Here is a 25,066-nt window from a genome sequence, read left to right on the forward strand (position 1 = left end):
AAGCCGACAGGGAACCCGGTCAGGCAGGCGGCAGAACCTTTCCGGGGTTCAGGCGACCTGCGGGATCGAACGCTTCCTTGATCCGGCGCATCAGGGCCAGTTCCGCGCCGCCACGCCATGTTTCCATCATGTCGGTCTTCAACTGTCCGACACCGTGTTCGGCGGAGAATGAACCGTCCAGATCGTGCACGACCCGGTGGATGGCATCGGTCAGGGCCTTGCCGTCCCGGAGGAATGTCGCGCCTTCCATCTCTGCCGGCTGCACGAGATTGAAGTGGATGTTGCCGTCACCGACATGGCCGAAAGGCGCGATGCGTACATCGGGCATGATCGCGGCACAGGCCGCCGTCGCCTGCGTGAGAAGGGTGGGCACGGCGGGAACCGGCACCGAGATGTCGTGCTTGATCGAGGCACCGGCCAGGCGTTGCGCTTCCGACTGTTCCTCGCGCAGACGCCACAGTGCCTCGGCCTGGGTCATGTTCTCGGCCAGAACGGCGTCAACGACGGTTTCGGTCTCCAGCGCTTCCTCGAGAGCGGCCTCCAGCGTATCGCGCAGGTCTTTCTGTCGGCTGGCCAGTTCGAGCAGGACATAGCAGGGTGCCCGTTCCGAAAACGGGAAGTTCAGCCCCTCCACTTCCGTCAGGGCCAGATCCATGGCCACGCCCGAAATATATTCGAAGGCTTCGAGCACATCGCCCGCATGTTGCTGGAAGATGCGGAACAGCCTGAGCACGGACGCGTCGTCGGGCAGGGCGCAGAGCGCGATTTCGCGCGCCGTCAGTGCCGGGCGCAATTTCAGGCGCGCGCGCGTAATCAGCGCCAGCGTTCCTTCGGAGCCGACCAGTAACTGACGAAGCGCATAGCCCGTATTGTCCTTGCGCAGGGAGCGCAGCAGGTTGAGCGGCGTGCCGTCCACGCAGATCGCCTCGATCCCGGCGACAAGCTCGCGCGCCGAGCCGTAGCGAAGGGCCTTGCTGCCGCCCGCGTTCGTGGCCAGAACGCCACCGATCTGCGCCGAACCTTCGGCCGCGATCGATAGCGGCAGCACCATGCCGGCGGCGGCGGCGGCGTCCTGCGCCGCGGCGAGTGTCACGCCGGCGTCCACGATCATCGTGCCGTCCGTCGCATCGACCTCGCCGATCGTGTTCATGCGCGCGAAGGATACGACGATATTGACCCCGGAGCCGGACGGCGTGGCGCCGCCGCAAAGGCCCGTATTGCCGCCCTGGGGCACGATATCGATCCGGATCCCGGCCGCCGCGCAAATGCGCAATGCCTCGCTCAGCGCGGTGGCGTCCGCCGGGCGCATGACCGCGAGTGCCGTTCCGTGGAACAGGCTGCGCCAGTCGCGACAATAGGGTGCGATCTGATCCGGATCGGTCAGGAGGCCGCCCGGGCCGAGGCAGTCGGCGAGACGGGACAGGACGGCGGCTTGATTGTCGGGCACGGCGTTCTTCCTTCGTCAGCGAAGATAAATCGAATTGTCCGGTCGCGGCACATCGATCACCGAATGGACAAGCTGCGTCGCGGCAATGCCCAGTAGCGCGCCGACGATGCAGGCAAGAAAGATCATGGGCATCTGCACCGGGCGTTTGATGCGTCGGGCGGCATAGAGCTGCGACTGCGCCTCGGCACGGGCGGCTTGCGTCTGGTGCAGTTCCGCACGCAATGCTTCCACGCGTGCGCGGCTGGTGCGCAGGTCCAGATCGAGCCGCCTCAGGTCTTCAGTCAGGCTCATGATGCGTTGGCGGCTGGCGGCACTGTCGCCTGTGTTATTGGCAGTGCCGGCTGTCGATCGTGCGCGTGGCTTGCGTGGCGGCGGGTTGGGGGCGATCGCAACGAAAAGGTTTTTCAGCGCGCCGCCCGTCATGGCATTGCGTCGCGCCCGGTTGCGGATCGCTTCCAACGCATTCGACGCCTGGCCCGGCTGGTCTTCCAGAACCAGGGCCAGGATGTCGGACAGGATTTTCAGTTCCTTGGGGTCGAGTTTTTCGCTCATCAGCCCAGGGCGTCGGCGAGGTCGTCGTCGTCTCCGCTCACAGGCGGCCGTGGTGCCGCAGCACGGCGCAACCGATCGAGGATCGCCAGACCGAGCCCATGGCGCGGCACCGTCATGGCGGCAATGCCGCTCAGTCCGCGACGTTCGCCCTCGCTGTCGAGGAAGCGCAATCCGGAGAAAAGACGCGCCGCGGCCTCTTCCAGATCGCCATGTTCGCTCAGGTTCCAGGTAAGTTTCGAGCCCGGCAAGGGTGGGCCGAAGGCCAGCAGGGCCTCATCGGGCCCGACATGTTCCGCGTTCAGGCGCACCGGCAGGCTGGGCGCGTAATGCGATGCCATCAGCCCCGGTGCGATCGGCCGTTTGCTGGCATAATCGTCCGCATGGCGGACCGTGCCGCAAATGTCGCTCAACTGTTCCAGCGTGATGCCGCCCGGACGCAATAGCACGGGGGTGGGGCGGCTGAGGTCCAGGACAGTGCTTTCCACGCCCACCGAGCAGGGGCCGGAATCCAGTATGGCCTCGATGCGTCCCTCAAGGCCGCGCAGGACGTGATAGGCGTCCGATGGGCTGACCCGGCCCGAAGGGTTGGCGGACGGTGCTGCGATCGGCAATCCAACGGCGCTCAACAGGGCGCGTGCCGTCTCGCCGCGCGGCACGCGCAAGGCCAGTGTCGGCAGGCCGGCGGCGGCGAGGTCGCAGATCGTGGCGTTGGGTCCACGTGGCAGGACGAGCGTCAATGGTCCCGGCCAGAACCGATCGGCAAGGCGTCGTGCGAGGTCGTTGACCTCAACCTGTGCAAACGCGGCTTCGGCATCGGGAAAGTGGTTGATGAGCGGATTGAAGCGCGGACGGTTCTTCGCGGCGAATATCCGCGCAACGGCGGTGTCCGAGGTGGCGTTCGCGCCCAGGCCGTAGACCGTCTCCGTGCCGAATGCCACCAGCTTCCCGTCGCGCAACAGATCGGCTGCCTGCGCGATTCCGTCCGGTGTGGGTTTCAGAATTCTGGTCATGATGCAGCATCGTCCCCGTCATGGCGCCCGCAACACATGAACGGTGGGTTGCGCCAGCCCGGCTTGCCGTATTGCAAAATCGCGCCCTGTTCGTCCAGTACGCGTCCGCCTGCCGCCTCGACCACGGCCTGGGGCGCTGCCGTGTCCCATTCCATGGTCGGGCCGAGGCGCGGGTAGAAATCCGCGGCCCCCTCCGCGACGCGTACGAATTTCGCGGCCGATCCGATATTGCCGACAGACGCCACCTTGCGCCCCCCCAGCCATGCTTTCAGGCGCGGGTCGTCGGCGTAATGGCGTGATGCCAGAACGCGGAGGCCTTCCGCACCGGGAGACACCGCTTTTATGCCGACCTTGCCACCCGCATCGGTCCGGGTCGCGCCGACACCGACGATTCCGCCGTAAAGTTGATGGTAGGCCGGCAATGCCACGGCGCCGAGGACGGCGCGTCCGTCGCGCACCAGACCGATGTTGACGGTGAAATCTTCTCGACCGGCCGCGAACTCGCGCGTGCCGTCCAGCGGATCGACAAGCCAGTATATAGGGGCGACCGCCGTTTCGACCCCGGCGGCGACTTCTTCCTCCCCGATTGCCGGAATATCCGGCGTTGCGGCGCGCAACCCGGCGAGAATATGGCGTTCGGCGGCCCGGTCGGCCTCGGTGACGGGGGACCTGTCCGACTTGATCTCCGTCTCGAACCCGCGCGACCGGATTTCCCGGATAATTGATGCGGCCTCGTCGGCCAGGCGTTCGGCAAGCGCCAGCAATGCCCGGTCGTCAGGCATGGCGCGTTCGGAGGGTGCGCGGATCATGATTTCGACTTACCCCAACTTCCCGTCAGCGTCATGACGTAATATCGCTATGCCCGCCATGATGTTGTCTCGCCACAGCGTTTTTACGATCGTGTTGATGACGGCCGCCCTGCGCGCCCAGGTGGCGCGGAGCGGGAGCCTCCTCGATTCGATCCAGTGGGGTGCCCAGATCGAAGGCGGTATTCGCGGCAATCCGGCCCGGCCCGCCAATGGCGTAAACGCGGCATCGTTCATTGGTGACCGCGCCAATCAGGCCGAACTCAACCAGCTGACCCTGACGGCGATCAGGCCGGTCGATCGGTCCCGGGCGGATTACCAGTGGGGCTTCAGCCTGAGGCTGCTCTATGGGGCGGATGCACGATATTACAATATCGCCGGTGTCTCCGATAAAATCTTCACCGGGCGCGAGCAACTCATGCCGGTCATGGCGCATATCGACGCGCATCTGCCGTGGGCGACGCCGCGCGGGCTGGATATGCAGGCCGGTATTCTCACCGCCCCGATGGGCGTCGAGAACCTCGATCCGATGACCCGACCGTTTTACAGTCTGGCCTATACGACTGAATACTCGACACCGTTCGAGCATGTGGGCGCGATGTTCCAGTGGCATGTCACGCCCCGACTGGATGTGCAGTTCGGCATCGATACCGGGAATCAGACGTCTTTCGGCCACGGTGACAACAATCGCATGCCGGCCGGTTATTTCGGCATGTCGATGAGCGCTCTTGCTGCCGGGCGATTGAGTTTCACCTACCTGTCGCGGGTGGGGTCGGAGAACGCCGTCAGGGCGCTGGGGCCGAGGGCCGATCATGCCCAACGCTTCTGGAACGATCTGAACGGCAGCTACAAGGTCACATCCCGGTTGACCGCGACGGCGGAAGTCAATGTCCTGCATGACGCGGGCTTGCGGGCCGACACATGGAGTGTCGTCGGATGGCTCAATCATCAGACGGCGCGAACCGTCGCGCTTAACCTCCGCGCGGAAATCTATCGCGACAATTCGGGCGCCATCGTCACGACGTTTCTGCGCGATGCGGCATACGAGCGCGCTCTGCTGGGTGACCCGGCCATCGTGCAGAATGCTGCGCCCACCACCTATGGCGCACTGACACTGGGGGCGACATGGACGCCAGCGATCGGTCATCATGTGAAAACGTTTGCGATACGCCCCGAAATCCGCTTCGACCGGTCGTTGAATGGAACGCGCCCGTTCAATGACCTGCGGCAACAGAGCATGTTCACTTTCGGCAGCGACGTGGTGCTCGGCTTTTGAAAGAGCGCAAGGGCTCTTTCAGATCATGCGCGCGCCGACGATGAACAGTACGGCGGCCAGCAACGAGCGTTGCACGCGCTCATGAACCAGCCCGACGCACAGGCTGCCCAGGATGATTCCGGGGATGGAGCCGCACAGAAGGGAGGCAAGCATCTGGCCATGGACCGATCCGAGCCACCAGTGCCCCATGCCGGCAATGAGAGTCAGCGGCACGGCGTGCGCGATGTCCGAGCCCACAATGCTGGCTGTGGGCAGGCGGGGGTAAAGCAGGATCAGGATGGTTACGCCGATGGCGCCGGCGCCGACGGATGAGAACGTGACCATAACCCCGAGCGCGAACCCGAGCGCGACCGTCAGCAGGCCCGTTGCCCGCTCGGAGACCGATCCGGCCTTTCGATGCGACCATTGTTGCAACTGGTGCCGGAAGAAAACGCTTGGCGCGGTCAGGAGCAGGGCGATCCCAAGCGAGACGGTGATGATATGTGAGGCGTCGTGCGAGGGGCTGCCATAATGTTGCAGCACGAGCAGCGACAGCAATGTTGCAGGAATACTGCCGCTCGACAGGCGCAGCACGACGCGCCAGTCGACAACGCCCCGGCGTCCGTGAACGATCGTGCCGACCGATTTGGTGATGGCGGCGTAAAGCAGGTCGGTGCCGACAGCCGTCTGCGGATGGATGCGGAAGAGCAGAATGAGCAGTGGCGTCATCAATGATCCGCCCCCGACCCCGGTCATGCCGACGAGAAAACCAACCGCGAGGCCGGAAAGTGCATAGAGCGGCTGTATATCATCAATGAACGGCATGGAGACGTTTCCGGGGAAAATTACGCTCTCAAGCTAGTGGTTTCGTGCGACAAGTCAACATTCAACAATCACATCGATGTCTTGGTGTAACCACGGTTCCGGATGTTGGAATAGGCGGACCTTGCCTTGTTGCTGGCAGCTTATGATAAGTAGGATCAGGAACGTTCTGAAACAACGAGGAAACCGGCCGGCCCGTCGAACTAAAAGGGGCGGAGGTGTTGAAAGCCATCATGCTCGATATCAAAATTCAGCCTTTGCCCGACTTTCCGACCCAAAACGGCACGACTGACAGCGCGTGGCCCGTCGGGCGCAACCGGGTGCTGTTCGTCGGACATGATTTCGATACGCCGGGCAGTTCCTTCGACCGGTTCGACCGGCATGTGGGCGGTGCGCTGCGTCGCGCGGCGGTCGTGGCCGGTTTCGAGGGCAAGGCGGAGCAGAGCCTCGTGATGCTTGCACCGGCATCGGATATCGAGCGGCTTGTGCTGATCGGTCATGGCGAGGCTGCGACACTCGACCCCGTGGGAATGGAAGCGGCGGGTGCACAGGCGTCACGGCTTTTGAGCGGCGCGACCGAGGCGCAGTTCGTTTTCGAGGGGCATGGCAGCGTATTCGCCGCGCATGCCGCCTATGGCGTGGTTTCCAGCCAGTATCGCTTCGATCTGTATCGCACTGGCGAGCCTGCCGGGCATGATACGAAGCGCCTTCAGGGCGTGACGCTGCATGTGGCCGATACGGAGGCGTGCGCGGCGCAATGGGCGGACCTTTCGGCCGTTATCCATGGGGTGTTCCGGGCACGCGATCTGGTAACGGAACCGCCGAATGTTCTGACGCCGCCGGAATTCGCGCGACGTATCGAGACGCTGCGCGAGCTTGGCGTGACGGTCGATATCCTGGACGCGGCGGCGATGCGGGAACTGGGCTTCGGCGCGCTGCTCGGCGTGGCGCAGGGCAGCGACCAGGAAGCGCGGCTGGCGGTCATGCAATGGAAGGGCGGGCAGGGCGATGCGCAGCCGCTGGCCTTTGTCGGCAAGGGCGTGACGTTCGACTCCGGCGGCATCTCCATCAAGCCCGCGGCCGGGATGGATGAGATGAAGACGGACATGGGCGGCGCGGCGACGGTCGTAGGCCTGATGGAAGCACTGGCGCGGCGCCGGACGACGGCGCATGTCGTGGGGCTTGTCGGGCTTGTCGAGAACATGCTTTCCGGCAATGCGCAGCGGCCCGGTGATGTCGTGAAAAGCTATGCGGGAACGACCATCGAGGTGTTGAACACCGATGCGGAAGGGCGGCTGGTGCTGGCCGATGTGCTGGCCTATGCTAAGGCGCGTTTCGCCCCGAAATTCATTGTTGATCTTGCCACATTGACGGGGGCGATCGTCGTCAGCCTCGGCTACGTGCGGGCGGGCCTGTTCAGCAATGACGACACGCTGGCGCAGGATCTCTACACGCTGGGCGAGACGGTGGGGGAGGGTGTCTGGCGCATGCCGATGGGCAAGGCCTATGACAAGCTCCTCAAGTCGGACATCGCCGATATCAAGAACATCACGGGTCGTCCCGGCAGTGCGATCACCGCTGCCCAGTTCCTGGCACGTTTCGTGGGCGATACGCCCTGGGCCCATCTCGATATCGCGGGGGTCGCATGGCGCTCGGATGCCGGGCCGATCGGACCGAAGGGTGCGACGGGCTTCGGCGTTCGGCTGCTCGATGCGCTGGTGCGTTCGCATGAGACGGGCGCCGGCCGGGCGGCATGAGCGAAATCGGGTTCTATCACCTGACCCGTAGCAGCGTGACGGACGCGCTGCCGCCGCTGCTTGGCCGCACGCTGGAGGCCCGGCAGCAGGCGGTGATCCGCTGCCGCGATGCGGCGCAGGTGAAGGTGCTGGACGCGGCTTTGTGGCAGGTGAAGGACCCGATCTGGTTGCCTCATGGCAGCAAGGCGATGGGACACGGCCTGCGCCAGCCGATCTGGCTGACCGATGGTCCGGATGTGCCGAACGATGCCGCCTTCCTGTTCCTTCTGGACGGCGCGTCGGAAGAGGGGCTGGAGCAATTCGCGCGGATTTTCGATCTGTTCGACGGTGGCGATGAAGAGGCCGTGGCGCGGGCGCGAACGCGCTGGTCGAGCGCCAGGGCAGCCGGCCATGTCCTGACATATTGGCAACAACAGCCGCGCGGCTGGCATCGGGCGCGGTAGGGGATTTCGATCATGACGCCACCTGACCTGCAGGCGACGCGGTTCGAGCGGCAAGGGGAACCGCCATCGGGGCCGCCCCGGCGTCCCGAACCTTCGACGGGCGTTCCGCCATCGATGTGGCGCGTGATCGCCGACAGCATCCGGGATGCCGTCGCCCTGGCGCGGGCTGACAGGTTTGTCGTTCTGGCCCTGCTGGTTCTGAACATCGCCTTGAGCACGCTCTCCATCCTGACCGGTCGTGAAGGGCGCCACAGCGACCTGCCGTTTTTGCTGGCAATGGTCGCGCAGCTGGCCAGTCTGCCGTTCACTTTGCGGTTCTGCGCGCAGCTTCTGGATATTCCCGGGCCGAAGTCTTTGCCGCCGCAAACATGGCCGAGACTGATCGGGTGGTGTATTTTCTGCGTTCTGCTGGGTCAGGTCGAGCAGGTCGCACTGTTGCCGCTACCCTTGCCATCCCTGATTTCGGGCGCGCTGTTCGCGGGGGCGATCTATTTCCAGCTTCGTCTGCTGCCGCTCTATCCGGCTCTGTTGAGCTGGCCGGAATGGCGGGGCATCGATCGGGTATGGACGCCGTCCGGGCGGTTCGTCGTGCCGTTGGCGAGTTGCGCCGCCGTCATCTATATTCCGTTGATCGTTGTCGTGGCGGTGACGCTTGTCGTGGTGACAGGCGGACTTTCGTCTCATCCGGATCAGGCGCTCATTCTGGCGCGCCTGCATCATGTCATGAGACCTGTCGTGCCGATCCTCTCTCTCGTCATGGCGTTGGTGAATGTTGCGACGACCCTGTTCGGCGCGGCACTGCGTGTAAGACTGTTTCGACTGATTGCCTGAACGGCGCGTGGCGTCGCCATGATTGCCATTGCCTGTGCGCGCGTCGTGCGGGCCTGTGAGCTTTCCGATTGAACGATCGCCCGGATGACGCGCTGTGTTCCTGACACAGTTCGATACGGGAGAGATGAAGATGCGCACCGTCACATTGAAGAACGGCAAGACCCTGCCGGCATTGGGTATGGGCACATGGAATATCGGTGACTCCCAGTCGCGGCGGGGAGAAGAGATCGCCAGCCTTCAGGCTGGAATCGAAGCTGGCATGACGGTGATCGACACGGCGGAGATGTATGGCAGCGGTCGTTCGGAGAGTCTGGTGGGCGAAGCGATCGCCGATCTGCGCGATGACGTCTATCTCGTCAGCAAGGTCACGCCTTCCAATGCCTCCTATGATGGTGTGCAGAAGCACTGTCGCGCGTCGCTCAGGCGGCTCGGTACGGATCGGCTCGATCTCTATCTTCTGCACTGGCGTGGCGGTGTGCCGCTCTCCGAGACCGTTCGTGGCATGGAGCAACTCAAGGACGACGGCCTGATCCTGGATTGGGGCGTGTCGAATTTCGACACGGACGACATGGAGGAACTCGACGGCATTACCGATGCCTGCACCGCCAATCAGGTGCTCTACAATCTGGAATATCGCGGTACGGAGTTCGACCTGCTGAACGAGGATCGCGAGCGCGGCGTGATGACGATGGCCTATTCGCCCCTGGGGCAGGGTGGCGACCTTCTATCGCATCCCGCGATGAAGGACGTGGCGAAAGGGCATGAGACCTCCGCCGGCCCGGCGACGACGGCCCAGATCGCGTTGGCATGGGTGTTGCGCCAGGAGAATGTTATGGCTATCCCCAAGGCCGGTTCGTCCAAACATCTGCGTGAAAACGTTCTCGCCACCGAAATCGAACTGACGCCGGAGGATCTGGCAACGCTCGATCGTGCTTTCGCCCCGCCCCGGCGCAAGACGCATCTCGCCATGATCTGACGCGCGTGGTTTGATGGCGCGGCGCGATCACCCGCCATCAGGAAGCCGCTCTGTCTCACGTCTATCTCCTCGTCATGCTGCTGGCCCTGCCGTGTCTGCGGATGGGCGCGGCATATGCGTGGGAATGGCGTGGACGCTACTGGCGGAGTGGCCTGGCGGCGGCCCATGTCTGCATAGCGGCCGTTGCCGCGATGGGTGCCGGCACTTTGCAATGGGGGCCATGGCGCCTTGATCCGCTGACGGCGAACTGGTCACTGGCGCTTGCCGTGGTCAGTCTTGCGTCGCCGGGCCGTCACTGCGGGCCGCTGATGCTCGGCGCGGGCGCATTGCTTTGCGAGAGCGGCCCGCTTCAGGCGTTTCTTCTGGGGCTGGCGGCATTGCTGGTCCTGGGGCTCGACGATCGTCCCATCCTTGCATGGCGACTGGGCTTGCTCGGCGTGGCATTGTTGATGCTCGGCGTCCTGCCGGTCGGGCAGGTCATTGCACCGTGCGCGCCCCTGGCGTTGCTTTTGGCGATGCCGGCTCTCGCGCCTGTCTGCATACCGCTGATGGTCGATATAACCGGTCCGGTCGTGTTCCCGTACTGGCCGCCGCTGATGTGCCTCGCGGGCCTGTTGCCGCTGCCATATGCAGGCGGGCGGCGTAACGCGATGCCCCTGCTCTGGGCGGGAGTCATGCTCGCGGCCCGGCGGGCGGAATTGCCGGAAAGCGCCCTGGCGGCCGGAGAGGCGATGATGCTGACGCTGGTGTTGCCAAGGGACGACGGTCGGCTCGACCGGTTGACCTTATGCCTGCGATCCGCGCTGCCCGGTGCCGCGGGATTCCTGCCTTTGTGGCTGGGGTTGCACGCCCTGTTCGGACTGGCTGCCGCCATGACGGAATGGATCGCGGGCGCCATTGCGCTCGTGCTGGCGGTGGGCTGGTCTGTTGCGCGGCAGGGTATCGACGACTGGCGACGGTTCGGCGCGTCCGACGCTGGGATAGGGCAGAATGCCGGGCTTGTCGTCGCGGGGCTTCTGGCCGTTTGTCCGGGTGTTTTCCTGACCGCTCTTTCGCCCGGTCTGGGGATGTTGAGCGGCGCTCCCGCCGCCAGCACGCTATACACGATCTCCCTCTGGGAGGTTCCCGGTGGCGACGGCGGTCGATGGTATCCTCCGCTGGCTTTTCTGATGCTGGGCCTGCCGATATTCGTCCTGCTTTCGGCCGTGCCATGGCGGCAGCCCGGCAACGTATCGCTGCCGGACGTGCCGATATGTCCGACCGGGATGCCTCTTCCCTTTCCCGCGCGGCGCGTGCTCGTCTGGCTGCGGCGTTCGTGGCGCGGTGAAGAGCGGCTGCGGATTGCCTTTGCAAGCGGGCTTCATCGTTTCGTGGCGCGGGACCGGCACGCGCCGATGATGCTGGCGGGCTGGCTGCTGCTGCTGGCCGTTGGACTCGCCATGCTTGCCGGGGGGCGATGATGGGCGTTCTGGCCGCTTTGGCCGCTGAAGTGGCGCAGATCGTGCTTCTGCTGCTGGCGGCCCCTTTGTGGGTGGATGTGATGCAGGCAGTCGGGGCGTGGATGGGCGGTGAACGCGCGGCGCCTTTCGGCACGCGTTGGCGCGAGATTATTGCCGGCTGGCGGCGTGGCGATGCGGTCGGCTTCTTCGCATGGGCCACGCTGGTGCCGGCCATGGCGGCGACGGCCATCCTTCCGCTGGGGACTGTTCATACGCTGCTGGCCTGTCTGGCCGATCCTCTGGCAATCGGGCTTATGTTGCTGGCCACGCGGCTGCCGCTCTGGGTGCGTGTCCCGTCCGATGTCGTGCTCCGTCGGAATATTCTGGCGCGGCTCGCCGTGAGCCGGGAATGGCAGACGACACTGATGCTCGTGCCGCTTCTGGCTTTGACGAGCGCCCTGCTGGCCATCGGGCTGCCGGGGGTCGACGGTCTGGCCGGGCTGGTGCGTGACATGCGCGCGCAGCCGGTTTCGGCCCTGACCGGGGCGTTGGTGTTCGCGGCGCTGGGTATTCTGCTGGTCGTGCAGGGCCGTCTGCTTTCGGCGGAAGAGTTCGACACGCTGGCGCCCTCCGCCGAGGGACGTGAGCGGGCGGTGCTGCGTTATGGGCATGACGTCGCAAGTGGCTGCTGGCTGCTGCTGATGGCGGATCTGGCCATGCCGGGCCTGATGGGGAACGGTGCTCGCCTGTCCATGACGATGACGGGATGGGCGGTTGCGCCGCTGCGTCTGGCGGCGGTGGCGGCTCTGGTGGCCGTGGTGCGGGGGCTGGCGCCGCGCGCGCCGTCGCGTCATGCGGCGATCTTCGCCGGTGCGGCAGTCCTGCTCGTGCTGGCGGGGCGATTGTCGGCATGACGCTGATCTTCGCCCTGCTGCTGCTGCTGTCGCTGTTCGCCATCGGGCGCGACGGCCGGGTTCTTCCGGCACATGGCGCCTGCGGTGCGTTGTGCGTGGCGCTGACGTGGCATGGCGGGGTTGCGGTTGCCGCTGTCGTCATGCTTCTGGGTGGCAATATGCTGGCATGGTGGGGGTTGAGTCGTCTGGCGCCTTATTCGGCGGCCTCTCGCGGAGCGTTCAGCGTCGTGGCGCTGGCGGCGGTGGGTGGCATGTTGCTGGCCCTCCTGCTGTTCCTGGCGGCCTCGCCGGGTCTGTCCGTCTCGATGGCGGGTGCGGTGGTGCTGATCGGACTTTGCGCGACAGTCGTCCCGGCGCCTCTGGCACAGTTTACGGGCCTCTTCTGTGCGCTGAACGGTCTGATCGTTCTGGCTGGCGCGCTGGGCAACGGCATGCTGCTGCTGGCAGGCTTCGTCTCGTGGGCGGCGCTCGCGACCCTGGGCTATTGGCTTCTGCCACGCCTGACCTGGCTGCGTGCGGATGCGAACGATGAGATTTGAGGCGTTGTTCCACAGCGGCGGTGCGGGACTTTCCCTGCTGCTGGTGCCCGGCTGGCCATTGCTGGCAGCGTGTCTTTTGCTGCTGGTGCCACGTGAGCAGCGTTTCGCGGCGATCGGATCGCTTTCGATATTCGGCCTTGTGCTGACCCTCGTCCTGACGCCGCTTTTGCCCGGGCAGGACCTGCTTTCGATCGTTACGCGTCTGCTGGTGGCGGCCGTGCCGTTCCTGACACGGCGGGAGGGCCTGTCGCGGATCGCGGCCATCGTGCCGCTCCTGGCAACGGGTTGCGTGCTGGCGGCGCTGACGTTGCACGATCTTCTGGTCGTCGTCTCGCTGCTGGCATTCGCGGTGGCGCTTCTGGGGCTGTATGACGCGGCGGCCGCGGCGCGGGCACGCGCGGCATGGAACACGGCGCGGCTACGCCTGTCCGGTGCGATCCTTTCGCTGCTCGGGGCGAGTTTCGGCGCCCTGCCGGCCATGGCGGGCGGCGCCCCGGTTGCACGGGCAGGCGATCTGCTGCTGGTCGTCGGGCTGTGTCTGCTGGCGGGACTGGGGCCGCCGGGCAATGCGGCGGTGACCGGCCGCGCGGCATGGCTCGATATGCTGCCGCGTATCGGCGCGCTGGCGCTGATGCTGCGCCTGCCGGGCAGCGACGTGACGCATCTGGTGTTCCTGACGGCCGGGGTGGGCACGTTATGGTTATGCGTCGTGGGCCGACGGGGCGGCCCGACGCTCTGCGCCGGTCTGGTGACGGTCTGTGCCGTGGAGGCCCAGATCGTGCCGGCCCTGCTTTTCATGATCGTGGCCATGGCGACGGCGGCGGAACGACTTGAGGACGCTGCACGACGCTGGCTGGAGGCGCCCGTCCCGCCGGGTCCCGCATTCGTCGGCGCGATGGCGCTGCTGGCGGGTCTCGGCTCTGTCTATCCCGTCTCGGCGATGCTCTTTCTCGCGGCTTCGGGGTGTCAGATCGCGCAGTTGCATGTGGATCGGGCGGCGGCGCGACGCGGCATGCGCGATGTCGTCGTGCTCGGCGTCATTGGCGTCGGGCTGGCCGCGCCCTTTTTCCTGCGCGGCTCCTGGCCGCTGGCGTGGCATCCGTCATGACGATGGGGGCAATCATCCGTGCCGGCGAGCGTCTGACATCCTGTCATTATGCGCTCGACGAAGCGCAGTGGGATGCGATGCTTGCCTCGCCGCCGCTGTGGTTCGTGGCGCACTGGTGCGACGCGCATCGCGTCTATGCCCTGTTCCTCGAACATGAGCGTCCGCTTCTCGCCAGTACCGAACTTCTGGACGGGCGATATCTCGCCTTGTCGCGCAACCTGCCTGCGGCGGAATGGCCCGAGCGCATGGCGCAGGATCTGTGGGGCGTGCAGCCCATGTTCGCCCGTGACCTGCAACCGCTGATCGACCGGGATGCGTGGACCCGGACGGCGCCGCTTTCGCCCCGTCCGGGACCGGGCGGCGTTGCCGGATTGCCGGCGGAAAGTCCGGAGCCGTTTTTCGAGGTCGGTGGTCCCCTGGCACTGGCGGCGCGTCATCTGTCATTGGGTTACGCGCATCGTGGCCTCCTTCGGCGGTTGCGCGGTGCGACGCCCGAAGAGGGGCTGCGACAGGTGGGGCGGATTTCCGCCGGAGGGTTCGTCGCGCATCCGCTGGCCTATTGCCGTGCGGTCGAGCAGGCGCTGGGGGCGCGCGTGCCCGCGGCGGGCCGGGACGGGCGGATCGTGCTGGCCGAGATCGAGCGTATCGGCGTCCATCTGCATGACATCGCGGCCTGTGCGCAGCAGACGGGTGCCCGACTTCTCGCGACGCACGCGGCGCTGGCGCGTGAACGGCTGGCCGATCTGGCGGTCGAGCATGGCGCCACGCGCCGTCTGACGGACATGTTGACGCCGGAGGGTATCGCGCCCGACATCGCGGCGCCGGCGCCGGCGCTCGCCTTGGCCGCCGAGGCGATGATGGCCGAGCGGATGGGTCATCTCATCATGCTGCATCGGGCCTCCGCCAGTCATCTGCGCGGCGTGGCCCGTCTCAGCCTGGCGCAGGTCGAGCGTTTCAACATTGGCGGTCTGGCCGCACGCGCGACGGGCCGCTCCTTCGACTGTCGCCAGCAGGAGGACGACCATCGCTATCTGGCCGGTCGGGCGGGATCGCTGATCGAGGGCGATGCGTTGGCGCGTGAGCGTCTCCGGTTAAGGGAGATCCGGGATTCGTTGCGTCGCCTGCGCCGCGTGGCCGATGGTTTTGGTGCCGAGTGGCCGGAAGGGGGAAGCGTTGCGCCTTCTGGAGAGGGTATCGGCGCGGCGGAAGGTCCACGCGGGGACATCTGGTATTGGGTGCGGCTCCGCGCCGGGCGGATCGATGCCATTCATGTGCGAGATCCCGCTTTCAGCCTTGCACCGCTTCTGCCGCGACTGCTCGACCCCTCGATCGACACGCTCGTGCTGTCGTCTTTCGGATTTTCCGCGGCGGCGCTTGAACTCTGACTTCCCGGTCGTAGCTTCCTGTCGCACGGCGGAAATCTATCGGGTTGCGGCGGTTTGCCCTTCGGACACGCGCTGTTTGTAAAGCGTATAGGAAAGCAGCGTCTTGGCGTCCGTCATGCCGATCGACGGCAGGGCGTCCAGTTCGATGACGCGGACGACGATATGTTCGTGTTCATCGGCGTTGCCGGTCGCGCGATCCTGGAGTTTGGCGAGAAGATCGGCGGAGATGTCGAGTTCGGTGTAGTAGAGCCCGATTTCCTCGTCGCAACCGCCGGGCGTCGTCCAGACGCGTGTCAGTTCGATGAGATCGTCCGCCTTCACCGGCAGGTCCGCACCGATTTCTTCCGCAAGTTCCCGAAGGGCTGTGCTGGAGAATGTGCCCCCATCCAGCATGCCCGCCGGAAGGGACAGGATGTCGCTGCGACCGACGGGCAGGCGGGGTTCGCATGTCAGAAGCGTGCGGTCTGGTTCCCCGGGGCGGCGTAGCACGACCAGGACGGACACCGCATCGCCGCGCAGCAGGGCGTATTTCGGGACAGGGTTGCCCTCATGCAGGGCGTCCGCTTCCAGAAAGATGAAGCCGATGCGCGTGCCGAACATCACGGCATCACGGACATGCACGCGCCGCAGCTCGAAACTGGCGGAACTGCGGGCGATCCAGCGCTGGAAATGCGACGCCTGGCGGATGGCGTCGTAACGATCGGCGGGGATGTCGGCGGCGAAGGAAATCTGCATCGGGTTCGGAACGTCTTTTCGGTTGCGGGGAGGCAACGTCCCGCGCGCCCTGCCGGTTGCCCGCCGGGCGGCGGCTCCATACAATCATGGGTTCACGCGATGTTATGAGGAGGATGCGTTCTGTCTATGTTGCGGGCCTTCCTCGATGCCTCGGCCTGGCGTCCGCGCGACGATCTGCCCAGGGCGCCGCGCGCGCTGACGATCCTGCACAGGCAGGCTGGCGGCTGTGACGGGTGCGCAATGGAAATCGCGGCGTTACGTAGCGGCGCATACGATCTCGCGCGGCATTGCATCCGTTTTGTGGAGACGCCGCACGATGCGGAATTGCTGCTCGTGACCGGCAATGTGACGCGCGCCATGGCGCCTTGGCTGATGGCGGCATGGAACGCCATGCCGGCACCGAAAGGTGTGGTGGCGGTGGGCGATTGTCCGATCGATGGCGGCCCCCTGGGCGAGACCTATGCCACGTTGGGCAGTATCGCCGCCTTAGAGCTACAGGGTTTCACACGCTGCGATATGACGTTGCGCGGCTGCCCGCCGTCGCCGGCGGAGATCCTGCGTGGCTTGTTGCTGCTTGCCGCCGGGCGGGTGGTTTCTGCATGAACGAAATCCGGTCCGAACTAGTTGCCGTGCTGATTGCGGTGCAGGACAACGCGCCGATGGTCCTGACGCTGGAGGGTGGCCGCGCCCTGCCGTCAGGCCCGCTGGAGATGGCGCACCGGTCGCTGCAAACGGGGATGCGACTTTGGGTCGAGCAGCAGACCGGCCATCGGCTCGGGCATGTCGAGCAGCTTTATACGTTCGCCGATGCCCCGGACGATCAGGAAACGCGGCTGATCCGCATCTCCTATATGGCGCTCACGCGGATGGATGCCGACAGCAGCGGCTGGCGGGGATGGTATGCATTCTTCCCGTGGGAGGATCAGTCATCCGAGGAAGGCGAGCAGCGCCGGATGGACATTGGCGCCTGTCTGCGGCCCTGGAACGACGCTGCGCCGACGCCGCTGCGTGAGGGCCGGTTGCTGCGCATGGCGCAGGCGTTCGGATTGGATGGCCATGCCTGGGACGATGAACTCGTGCTCCAGCGGTATGAGTTGCTGTGGGAGGCTGGGCTTGTGCCGGAGTCGCCGCGATATGTGGCCAGTGAGGGCGGTGCCGGGATCGGCGGAATGGCCATGATGCGCGATCATCGGCGAATTCTGGCAACCGCGATGGCGCGGTTGCGGGCCAAAATCCGTTATCGGCCGGTGATCTTCGAATTGATGCCGGAGCGCTTCACGTTGCTCCAGCTTCAGCAGACGGTGGAGGCCGTGGCGGGGCGCGTGTTGCACAAGCAGAACTTCCGGCGACTGATTCAGCAGCAGGCGCTCGTCGAGGAGACACCGGACATGGCGATGGATCTGCCGGGGCGTCCGGCACGCCTGTTCCGTTTCCGCCGGGAGGTGATCGGGGCCCGTCAGGCGGCGGGATCGAAGCTGCCGATCATCCGACCTGTCTGAGCGACGCGATCCCTAGTGCCGGAGGGGATCGGTCCCGGTTTCGACCGGGATCATCAGGGTGGCGCGCAGGCCCGGATACAGGGGGTCGTAATTGAGTGTCCCGGACAGGCTGCCGACGATCGCGCGCATCATGCGCGTGCCGAAGCCGTTCCGCTCGGCATCCGCCATGGCGACGCCGCTATCGGAGACGGAGAGCGTCAGGCGGTTCTGGACCTGTTTCATATTGATATCGATCGGGCCGGACTGACCACCGTAGGCATATTTGCTGATGTTGATGACCAGTTCCGTCACGATCAGCCCGATATTGATCGCACGGTCGGCGGAGATCATCACCGGCATCATCGACAAGGTCAGCTTGCGCCGCCATTCCGGCCCGATGGAGGAGCAGAGCTCATCGCAGAGTTCGTCGAGATAGCGCGATAGATCGATCGTGCCCAGATGATCGTCACGATAGAGACGGCGGTGAACGAGGCCGATGGCGGCGATGCGGCGCTGGGCCTCCGCCAGCGAGAGGGCGGTTTCCTCATTGTTCGACGCGCGGGCCTGAAGCTTGAGGAACGATGCCACCAGTTGCAGGCTGTTCTGCACGCGGTGATTCACCTCGCGGATCAGGAAATCCTTTTGCTGGATCAGGCTGTCGCGCTCGCGAAGCGACGCGTTCAGCGAGTTGTTCAGTTCGCGCAACTGCTGATTCTGATTGTGCGCGATGAGGTGGCGGCGGAGGCGGCGGGCGCCCTGAACCTGTTCGCTGTCCCAGCGCGGTGCCAGTCCGCGCACCGTCTCGCGCCATGTCTCGAACGACTGGCGGGGACGGAGCATTTCATTGGGATCCGTGGGGATATTCTTGTGAGGATGTCCCGCCCATTTCAGAACCTCCACGATCTCCGCGCGCAGCCAAAGCAGCATGATCGGTTTCGGGAATGGCAGGTTGATCGCGAGAACGCCAGCGGTGCGGTCCGGGAAGTCATCTGCCGGCGGATAGACGCTCGACAGGGCGTGTGTCGCGAAGATGCCGGATTCGTTATGGGTTGCGATCCATTTTACAAGCTTGCGAAGATCGGCGGGTGAGGGGCATTCGCGTTGGCATAGGACCTCCTCTTCCGAGACGATGGCGAAGCCGTCCGTCGGAAAGACCAGACGAAGGTCGTCCGCGACGTTCTCGATCATTTTCAGGCTGCTGAGGGAGAGATCGATCCGCGTATCCAGCGCTTCCACCGCATTACGGATCCGCAGGCGCTCCTGATAGGTCAGCAGCTCTTCCTTGCCGCGCAACTGGCGTGACAGCACGCCGGCCAGCATGCTGCATGCGTTGCGCGTGCCCTCGTCCATGAAATGCGGCGTGCGGTGATGGCAGGCGATCAGCCCCCAGAGCATGCCGTCGATCACGATCGAGACGGAGGCGGAAGCGCCGACCCCCATATTCTTGAGATACTGGATATGGATCGGGGACACGCTGCGCAGTGCGGCATCGCTCATGTCCAACCCCGACAGGCCGTCGTTTTCCGGGCGCAGCGGCGCGGGGATGTAATCGACGTCGGGGATGGTCCGGATACGATTGCGCAGGTAAAGGGCCCGCGCCTGATGGGGGATATCGGTGCTGGGAAAGTGATGGTTGATTAGCGACGGCATCGCATCGTCGCGCGCTTCCGCCAGCACTTCGCCGCTACCGTCCTCGGCAAAACGATAGACCATCACCCGGTCGAAACCTGTCAGCCGCCGGAAATTCTCGGCGGCCAGATGACAGATCGGCTGAATGTCGGCGCATCGTTCGAACTGCGTGGCGCACTCGTCGATCTGGGCCAGTACGGCGCGCGCCGACATGCGTTCCGGTGCGACCGGTTCGAGTTCGATCAGGAAACAGGCGCCCGAGGTGAGGCAGCTGGCCGTCCATTCCCTGTCCGTCCGGGTGCGCACGGTGATGGAACCCAGCGTTATCGCAAGCGTGTCGGGGTCGAGCGGTTGATCCAGCCCCAGCACGGAGGCCAGCGACTGCCCGAGCCAGGTCGGCTGGAGCACGTCCTCGATCGCGCCGGCGCCACCACGGATGATGAGCGCCTGATCGGCGACAAGGAGGATGCCGTGCGGCTGGATCGCATCCGGGCGATGGATAGGTTCGCGGTCGCAGGCTGTCAGCAGCGCTTCTTCAAGCGATGCGGCAGGCGATCCGAACGTCATGTGCTTCGGTGCCGTCAAGGCCGCGTTCCGGCATTCTTCTTGGCATGAGCCGGCATGGACAGCTGCCTTTACCACGTTAAGTTCTTACTATGTTCGAGCATTAGAGACGCTGCGGCCAATCTGTCAAATAACGTTCGCTGAACACTACGGACGTAACGCACTTTCACGCCGTGGTCAGGCAGCGGGGCGAAAACCGTTGCCGCGCGGTGGGCGATGGGCCATAGGCGGTCGGGCCTCTGACTTCTGGAACTGACCCTGCGCGATATGATCCGAATTGCCCGACCCCGCCGGTCGTTACCGTTCGTCCTCGTTATCAGCGTGCTCCTGCCCATCGTATTGCCCGTGAGGGTGTCGATGGCGGCCGCCGGGGGCAGGGTCGTGCCGCATCCGGCGCATAAGAAGCATCCGCTTCCCAAGGCGGAATCCATCGAGGTGAGCGGCATTCGTCGTGCCTTCACCCATGGCGCGGCGCAGCATCTGCCGGATGCCGATACGCGCCTGACGGCGGAGCGCCTGACCGAGCGCGGGGTCGTCGATCTGCGTGGGCTGGAACGCGTGGCGCCCAACCTGACGATCCAGAGCATCAACGGCACGGCGTCGACCAATTTCTATCTGCGGGGTATCGGCTTCAACGACTTCACGCAGAACAACATGGGCCCTGTGCTGGCCTATTTCGACGATGTCCCGTTCGCCTACTCGACCATGAGCAGCGGCCTGATGTTCGACATGGCGGACGTGACCGTCACGCCGGGGCCGGTCGGCACGCAGCATGGCCAGTCCGATAGTGGCGGTGAGATCCGCCTGCGGACGAACGATCCGACGGACAGTTTCCATTACGGCGCCAGCCAGGACATTGCCTCCTATGCGCGCAGCCGCAGCGAGGCTTATGTTTCCGGTCCGATCGCTGATGGGTTGAGTTTCCGGCTGGCAGGGCAGACGCGGCACGGTGGCGGCTGGCAGACCGATCCGCTGAATGGCGATCATCTGGGTGATGCCGACGAATGGGCATTGCGGGGAAAGCTCAGATGGCAGCCGGACAGCCGCACGACGATCATGCTCTCCGGCCATGTGGTGCAGGACAACAGTGAGGTGGTCGGTGCCGTGCCGATTCATCGGCTGATCGGAGGGGCGGCCCTGCCAACGGTCGGGTGGCAGCAGAGCGAATGGTCGGCGCGCCCGGAATTCACCCGGCTGATCGGTCGCAAGGACGGTCTCAAGCCCAGCGAGCACAACTGGTTCTGGGGCTGGGACCTCAACGTGCGGCACGATTTCGGGCCAGTGACCCTGACCTCGATCAGCGCTTTCGAAACGGAGCGGGAGGGCGAATATACCGATCAGGACGCCACGGCCGCCGCGCAGGCCGATACGTATCGGACCGTGAACGCCAATGCGTTCACGCAGGAACTGCGCCTATCGAATTCGCACCCCGACGATCGGCTGCAATGGGTGATCGGCGCATTCTATCAGCACACACGCATGAACCAGCGCTTCTTCTTCGATTATACCGATTACGTTCCGGCGCGCGGGTATCTTCAGGCCACCAGCTTCGGGATGGATCAGGAAAGCACGTCCGAGTTCGGGCATGTCAGCTACCGTTTGCCGAAGCATGTCACGATTTTCGGCGGGCTGTTGCACGAGATCGACGACCGTTCGATCACCGGGTTGCAGTCGGAGATCTTCGGACGTTCGGTGACCAATTTCCATGCCGAGAGCACAGCCGCCGCGCAGTTCGCGGGGCAGGTCGGGGTTTCGTGGCAGGCGGCAAGGAACGTGCTGCTCTATTACAAGATGAGCAAGGGGTTCAAACCCGGCGGGTTCACGGCCAACAACACGCAGCTTCAGGCGCAGCTCGCCCCGTTCAGGCCGGAAACGGTCCTGACCTATGAGCTGGGCCTGAAAAGCGACCCGATCCCGAACCGGCTGCGGATCAACGCGGCGGCGTTCTACAATGATTTCCACAATCAGCAGATTCTCGGGACGGTCCTGATTCCGAATTACGGACCGTTGAGCCAGCTGACGAATGCGCCCAAGTCCGAGAGCTGGGGTTTCGAGGGCACGCTGGACATCCATCCGTTCCGTCATCTGTTCCTGACCCAGAATCTCGGTTGGCAGCGCGGTAATTTCCAGGATTTCCCGACGGTCAACCGTGCCAGGACAAATGCCTATTATGCGAAGACGGGCATGTGGCGGGCGATCAACGACAATTTCTCCGGCGTGGACAACGGTCAGCCGAAGTTGACGCTCAACGGTCAGGCCGACTGGCGACAGGCGTTGTCGCCACGTTACGGCCTGGAGTTCGGGCCGGACTGGAGCTATCGCGGGGCACAGGCGCTGACGCCCGGTGGCACGGGTTTCTATCGCCTGCCGCCGTATTTCCTGCTGGGCGCGCATATGACGTTGCGGCCATCGAACGAGCACTGGCAGGCGACGATCTATGCGACGAACATTCTGGATCGCCACTATTATACGAGCGGCGGCCAGGCGACGACGGTCTATATGTATATACCCGGCGCACCGCGTTTCATCGGCGGCCGAATTTCCTGCGGGTTCTGAAAGGCCTACCCGTCGCGGCGCGCGTCGCGACGGGTGGCGAGGATCAGCCCGGGGTCGGGCCGCGCACGATCTGTGAGAGGTCCTGAGGGCGGACCCACTGGCGGTAGGCCTTGCTGACGGCATCCGGCGTCATGGCGAAAATGGCGCGTGCCTTGCGGTCCTGTTCGTCCAGCGGCAAGCCGAGATTGACGTAGGACAGATACAGGCCGGCGAGATCGTCGAAGCTCGCGCGGCTCATCGGCATGCCGCGCAGCATCGAGGCCTTGGCGCTGGCCAGTTCGTCCGCCGAGACGGGCTGGGACTGCATCGTTTTCAGTTCGCCGATCGCGGCGGTGCGGGCGAGATGCACCTTGTTGGGATCGGCACCGAAGGCCATCAGGAACGCGCCGCGCTGCCGCGACCATTCGAACGCGCTTTCGGCGGAGTATGCGTAGCCGGTGCGCACGCGCAGATCCTGCATGAGACGGGAGGCGAAGCCGCTGCCCAGGATCTCGTTGCCGACCGCAAGGGCATAGCGGTCCGGATTGCCGATGCCGCTGCCGACGTTTTCAAGAAGATAGACCTCATCCTGCAGGCGGCCGCCGTCGGGCACCGTGATCGCGGCCGATTTGCTCAGCGGGCGCTGAGGCAGATCGACGACGGGCTTCGGCCCTTCGGCCTTCCATCCGCCGAATTCGCGTGCAATGGCGTCGCGTGCCTGTTCGGGCGCGATATCGCCGACGACGACGATGGTCGTCAGGTCCGGGCGATAGGTGTGACGATAGTAATCCTGCACGTCCGCCAGCGTGGCGCCGGAGACCGATTGCGGAGAGACTTCCCGGAGGCTGGGATCGGTCGGCTGGTTGAGGGCGTGAAGGCTCGCGCGCTGGAAGCGATAACCGGGCGACTGGAGAACGCCGGGGAGTTCCGATACGGTCTGGTGCTGCAGGACCGCGAAGGCCTGCGCCGGGAAGGCCGGGTGCAGTTCGTTGTCGGCCAGGATCGACAGGGTCCTGTCGAATGCCGGCGTGAGGCTGCTCATCGAGAAGCTGGGCCCTGCCGCGGCCTCGGCGGCGAGGGCGTCGAGGTCAGCGGCCAGCGTCAACCGGTCGCGCGTCTTGCTGCCGAAAAGGAAGAGCTGTGATGTCAGACGCGCCACGCCTTCCTTGCCCTTGGGCTGTTGCAGGTCGTCATTATGCCGGATGAGGCCGAAGAGCTTCACGGTGTGACTGACATGTTCAGGCTGCACGAGGATATGCAGTCCGTTCGGCAGCGTATAGGCGGTTGGCAATGTCGTGGCCGGTGGCAGGTTCAGGGCCGATATTTCCTTCTGCGCCCATTCCGGAAGCTGGACGGGATGATTGGGCGGCGTGATGAAATTCTCCGCTGCCTTGCCCTGCATCGCGGCCGGATTGGGCGAATCCGTGGGTGTCAGGATGCCGGTCAGCGCATGGTCCGGATCGAGCAGTCTGGCCGCGAGGGCATTCACCTGTTCCGGCGTGACGCGCTGGAAGGCCTGCACGAGACCCGCGGGGGAATCGAGGCCGTTCAGCGACATTGCCGTCGCCCAGCTTTCCGTCAGGTCGGTGATGCTGTCGGCATTGAATTCCAGATTGGCGATTTCCTTGCGTCTGGCCGCGTCGACGAGGGCTGACGGCACGCCGTGGGCGCGGATGTCGGCCAGCACGGCGCGCACGCTCGCCAGCAGTGCCTTGGGATCCTGCCCCTTGGGGAACGCTGCCAGCGCCACGCCGCTGCCGGCCTGTGCACAGGCGCTGTAATCGAACTCCGTTTGCAGCGCCTTGCCCTGTGGCACGAGCGCGAACAGCGCACCGCGCTGACTGCCGAGCGCATCCGCCAGGATTTGGGCGGTGGCGTAGTCGGGGTCGCGTGCGCCGGGCATTTGGAAGGCGATCGTCAGGAAGCCCGCGCCCAGATCGCTGTCGAGATGGATGGTCTGGGCCTGGAAGGGACGGAGCTTCACGGTCGGGGCGGGTGGCAGCGGGTGGCCGGGCAGGCTGCCGAACTGCTCCTTCACGCGCGCCAGGGTAGATTGTGGGTCGACATCGCCGACGATCAGCAGGATCGCGTTATTGGGTTGATACCATGCGTCGTAGAAGCGGCGGAGGAGATGGGCGTCCGTCTTCTCGAAGGAAGGGCGCGTGCCCAGGGCGTCGTGTTCGTAGGGCGTGCCGGCAAAGAGAATGGCGTTCTGCTGGACGAGATACCGCTCGATCGGCGAGGAAAGATCGCGGGAGACCTCCTGTTCGATCGCGCCGCGTTCGTGGTCCCAGTCGGCTTCGGACAACAGGGCGCCGCGCATCCTGTCGGCTTCCAGATGCAGCAGCAGGTCCAGATTCTGGGCCGGCGCCTGGAAATAGAACTGCGTCGTGTCCTCGGTCGTGAAGGCGTTGTTGTTATTGCCGATCCGCGCACTCAGCGTCGACAGCTGATCGCGGCCCAACTGCCGCGCACCGTTGAACATCATATGTTCCAGCGCGTGTGCCGTGCCCGGAAAGCCATCTGGCGCGGCAGCCGAACCGGCGAGGTAGATGACCTGCGTCTGCACGACGGGGGCGAGGCGATCCGGAACGATGACCACCCGCAGGCCGTTCGGCAGGGTCGCGCGGACGGCGCTGTCCATGGCCGTGGCGGCCTCTGCTGCGGGGAGCGCCATAGCGCCGATGCCGATCGCCAGCCCGGCCAGAAGAAGTCGACGGCGCCATACGCCGCTACGAAGTGCCAGCAGGGTCATTCATGTCTCCGCGTTACAAAAGCCGGCGCAATCTAAACCCGAGCCTTCGTCTGCTGTCCATGCACCGTATGTGCGACCGCAACGAT

At 65.0% G+C, this 25,066-nt stretch carries 21 protein-coding genes; 13 read left to right on the forward strand and 8 right to left on the reverse strand.

The genetic code is table 11. The features are described from left to right. Window positions 1–19: 19 nt before the first annotated feature. The 4 genes from A0U93_RS14140 to A0U93_RS14155 are packed head-to-tail and all read right to left on the reverse strand — an operon-like array spanning window position 20 to window position 3,818. A complete protein-coding gene (locus tag A0U93_RS14140; RefSeq protein WP_077807898.1) occupies window positions 20–1,447 on the reverse strand; it encodes an FAD-binding oxidoreductase in 1,428 nt (475 codons plus the stop codon). A gap of 15 nt (window positions 1,448–1,462) precedes the next feature. Further along, complete coding sequence (locus tag A0U93_RS14145) at window positions 1,463–1,999, reverse strand: hypothetical protein (protein WP_077807899.1); 537 nt, start codon at window positions 1,997–1,999, stop codon at window positions 1,463–1,465. Beyond that, a complete protein-coding gene (locus tag A0U93_RS14150) occupies window positions 1,999–3,009 on the reverse strand; it encodes an L-threonylcarbamoyladenylate synthase (protein WP_077807900.1) in 1,011 nt (336 codons plus the stop codon). The genes A0U93_RS14145 and A0U93_RS14150 overlap by 1 nt, the downstream gene beginning before the upstream one ends. Continuing rightward, complete coding sequence (locus A0U93_RS14155; RefSeq protein WP_077807901.1) at window positions 3,006–3,818, reverse strand: 3'(2'),5'-bisphosphate nucleotidase CysQ family protein; 813 nt, start codon at window positions 3,816–3,818, stop codon at window positions 3,006–3,008. The genes A0U93_RS14150 and A0U93_RS14155 overlap by 4 nt, the downstream gene beginning before the upstream one ends. A 58-nt stretch (window positions 3,819–3,876) precedes the next feature. On the opposite strand from A0U93_RS14155, the gene A0U93_RS14160 reads away from it, so the two are divergent. Next, window positions 3,877–5,091: an outer membrane beta-barrel protein gene (locus A0U93_RS14160; protein ID WP_245824926.1), complete on the forward strand. Its 1,215-nt coding sequence runs from the start codon at window positions 3,877–3,879 to the stop codon at window positions 5,089–5,091. An 18-nt stretch (window positions 5,092–5,109) separates the two neighbouring features. Here A0U93_RS14160 and A0U93_RS14165 read toward each other — a convergent pair whose 3' ends face one another. Continuing rightward, complete coding sequence (locus A0U93_RS14165) at window positions 5,110–5,895, reverse strand: sulfite exporter TauE/SafE family protein (protein WP_077807903.1); 786 nt, start codon at window positions 5,893–5,895, stop codon at window positions 5,110–5,112. A 230-nt stretch (window positions 5,896–6,125) separates the two neighbouring features. On the opposite strand from A0U93_RS14165, the gene A0U93_RS14170 reads away from it, so the two are divergent. The 9 genes from A0U93_RS14170 to A0U93_RS14210 all read left to right on the forward strand — a co-directional run bounded on the left by A0U93_RS14170 (window position 6,126) and on the right by A0U93_RS14210 (window position 15,284). After that, on the forward strand, window positions 6,126–7,649 hold the full coding sequence (locus tag A0U93_RS14170; RefSeq protein ID WP_077808560.1) for a leucyl aminopeptidase: 1,524 nt from the start codon (window positions 6,126–6,128) through the stop codon (window positions 7,647–7,649). Continuing rightward, on the forward strand, window positions 7,646–8,092 hold the full coding sequence (locus tag A0U93_RS14175; RefSeq protein ID WP_077807904.1) for a DNA polymerase III subunit chi: 447 nt from the start codon (window positions 7,646–7,648) through the stop codon (window positions 8,090–8,092). The genes A0U93_RS14170 and A0U93_RS14175 overlap by 4 nt, the downstream gene beginning before the upstream one ends. A 12-nt stretch (window positions 8,093–8,104) precedes the next feature. Then, window positions 8,105–8,923 (forward strand): hypothetical protein, encoded by an 819-nt coding sequence (locus A0U93_RS14180; protein WP_077807905.1) that lies wholly within the window; start codon window positions 8,105–8,107, stop codon window positions 8,921–8,923. A 130-nt stretch (window positions 8,924–9,053) separates the two neighbouring features. Further along, window positions 9,054–9,899: an aldo/keto reductase gene (locus A0U93_RS14185; RefSeq protein WP_077808561.1), complete on the forward strand. Its 846-nt coding sequence runs from the start codon at window positions 9,054–9,056 to the stop codon at window positions 9,897–9,899. A gap of 74 nt (window positions 9,900–9,973) precedes the next feature. After that, entirely contained in the window at window positions 9,974–11,359 is a 1,386-nt protein-coding gene (locus tag A0U93_RS14190; RefSeq protein WP_077807906.1) for a hypothetical protein, read from the forward strand. Then, window positions 11,356–12,252, forward strand: coding sequence for a hypothetical protein (locus A0U93_RS14195; protein WP_147150669.1), 897 nt, complete (start codon window positions 11,356–11,358; stop codon window positions 12,250–12,252). The genes A0U93_RS14190 and A0U93_RS14195 overlap by 4 nt, the downstream gene beginning before the upstream one ends. Further along, window positions 12,249–12,791, forward strand: coding sequence for a hypothetical protein (locus tag A0U93_RS14200; protein ID WP_077807908.1), 543 nt, complete (start codon window positions 12,249–12,251; stop codon window positions 12,789–12,791). The genes A0U93_RS14195 and A0U93_RS14200 overlap by 4 nt, the downstream gene beginning before the upstream one ends. Next, window positions 12,781–13,899, forward strand: a complete 1,119-nt coding sequence (locus A0U93_RS14205; RefSeq protein ID WP_147150671.1) for a hypothetical protein — start codon at window positions 12,781–12,783, stop codon at window positions 13,897–13,899. The genes A0U93_RS14200 and A0U93_RS14205 overlap by 11 nt, the downstream gene beginning before the upstream one ends. Then, window positions 13,896–15,284, forward strand: a complete 1,389-nt coding sequence (locus tag A0U93_RS14210; protein WP_147150673.1) for an NADH-quinone oxidoreductase subunit D-related protein — start codon at window positions 13,896–13,898, stop codon at window positions 15,282–15,284. Before A0U93_RS14205 ends, A0U93_RS14210 begins: the two co-directional genes overlap by 4 nt. Window positions 15,285–15,320: 36 nt before the next feature. On the opposite strand, the gene A0U93_RS14215 is transcribed toward A0U93_RS14210, so the two are convergent. Then, a complete protein-coding gene (locus A0U93_RS14215) occupies window positions 15,321–16,019 on the reverse strand; it encodes an NUDIX domain-containing protein (RefSeq protein WP_077807911.1) in 699 nt (232 codons plus the stop codon). 126 nt (window positions 16,020–16,145) lie between these two features. Here A0U93_RS14215 and A0U93_RS14220 point away from each other — a divergent pair, with 126 nt between their 5' ends. Next, complete coding sequence (locus tag A0U93_RS14220) at window positions 16,146–16,622, forward strand: NADH-quinone oxidoreductase subunit B family protein (RefSeq protein WP_077807912.1); 477 nt, start codon at window positions 16,146–16,148, stop codon at window positions 16,620–16,622. Between the two features lie 5 nt (window positions 16,623–16,627). Continuing rightward, a complete protein-coding gene (locus tag A0U93_RS14225; protein WP_077808562.1) occupies window positions 16,628–17,518 on the forward strand; it encodes an NUDIX hydrolase in 891 nt (296 codons plus the stop codon). Window positions 17,519–17,530: 12 nt separating this feature from the next. Here A0U93_RS14225 and A0U93_RS14230 read toward each other — a convergent pair whose 3' ends face one another. After that, window positions 17,531–19,693 carry a histidine kinase dimerization/phosphoacceptor domain -containing protein gene (locus tag A0U93_RS14230; RefSeq protein ID WP_077807913.1) on the reverse strand — a complete coding sequence of 721 codons (2,163 nt, stop codon included), beginning with the start codon at window positions 19,691–19,693 and terminating at the stop codon, window positions 17,531–17,533. Between the two features lie 354 nt (window positions 19,694–20,047). On the opposite strand from A0U93_RS14230, the gene A0U93_RS14235 reads away from it, so the two are divergent. After that, a complete protein-coding gene (locus A0U93_RS14235) occupies window positions 20,048–22,246 on the forward strand; it encodes a TonB-dependent receptor (RefSeq protein ID WP_077808563.1) in 2,199 nt (732 codons plus the stop codon). A 43-nt stretch (window positions 22,247–22,289) separates the two neighbouring features. Here the strand turns inward: A0U93_RS14235 and A0U93_RS14240 are convergent, their stop codons facing one another. After that, window positions 22,290–24,980, reverse strand: coding sequence for a M16 family metallopeptidase (locus A0U93_RS14240; protein ID WP_245824928.1), 2,691 nt, complete (start codon window positions 24,978–24,980; stop codon window positions 22,290–22,292). Between the last annotated feature and the right edge of the window lie 86 nt (window positions 24,981–25,066).

The organism is Neoasaia chiangmaiensis, from assembly GCF_002005465.1.
Classification (GTDB): Bacteria; Pseudomonadota; Alphaproteobacteria; order Acetobacterales; family Acetobacteraceae; genus Neoasaia; species Neoasaia chiangmaiensis.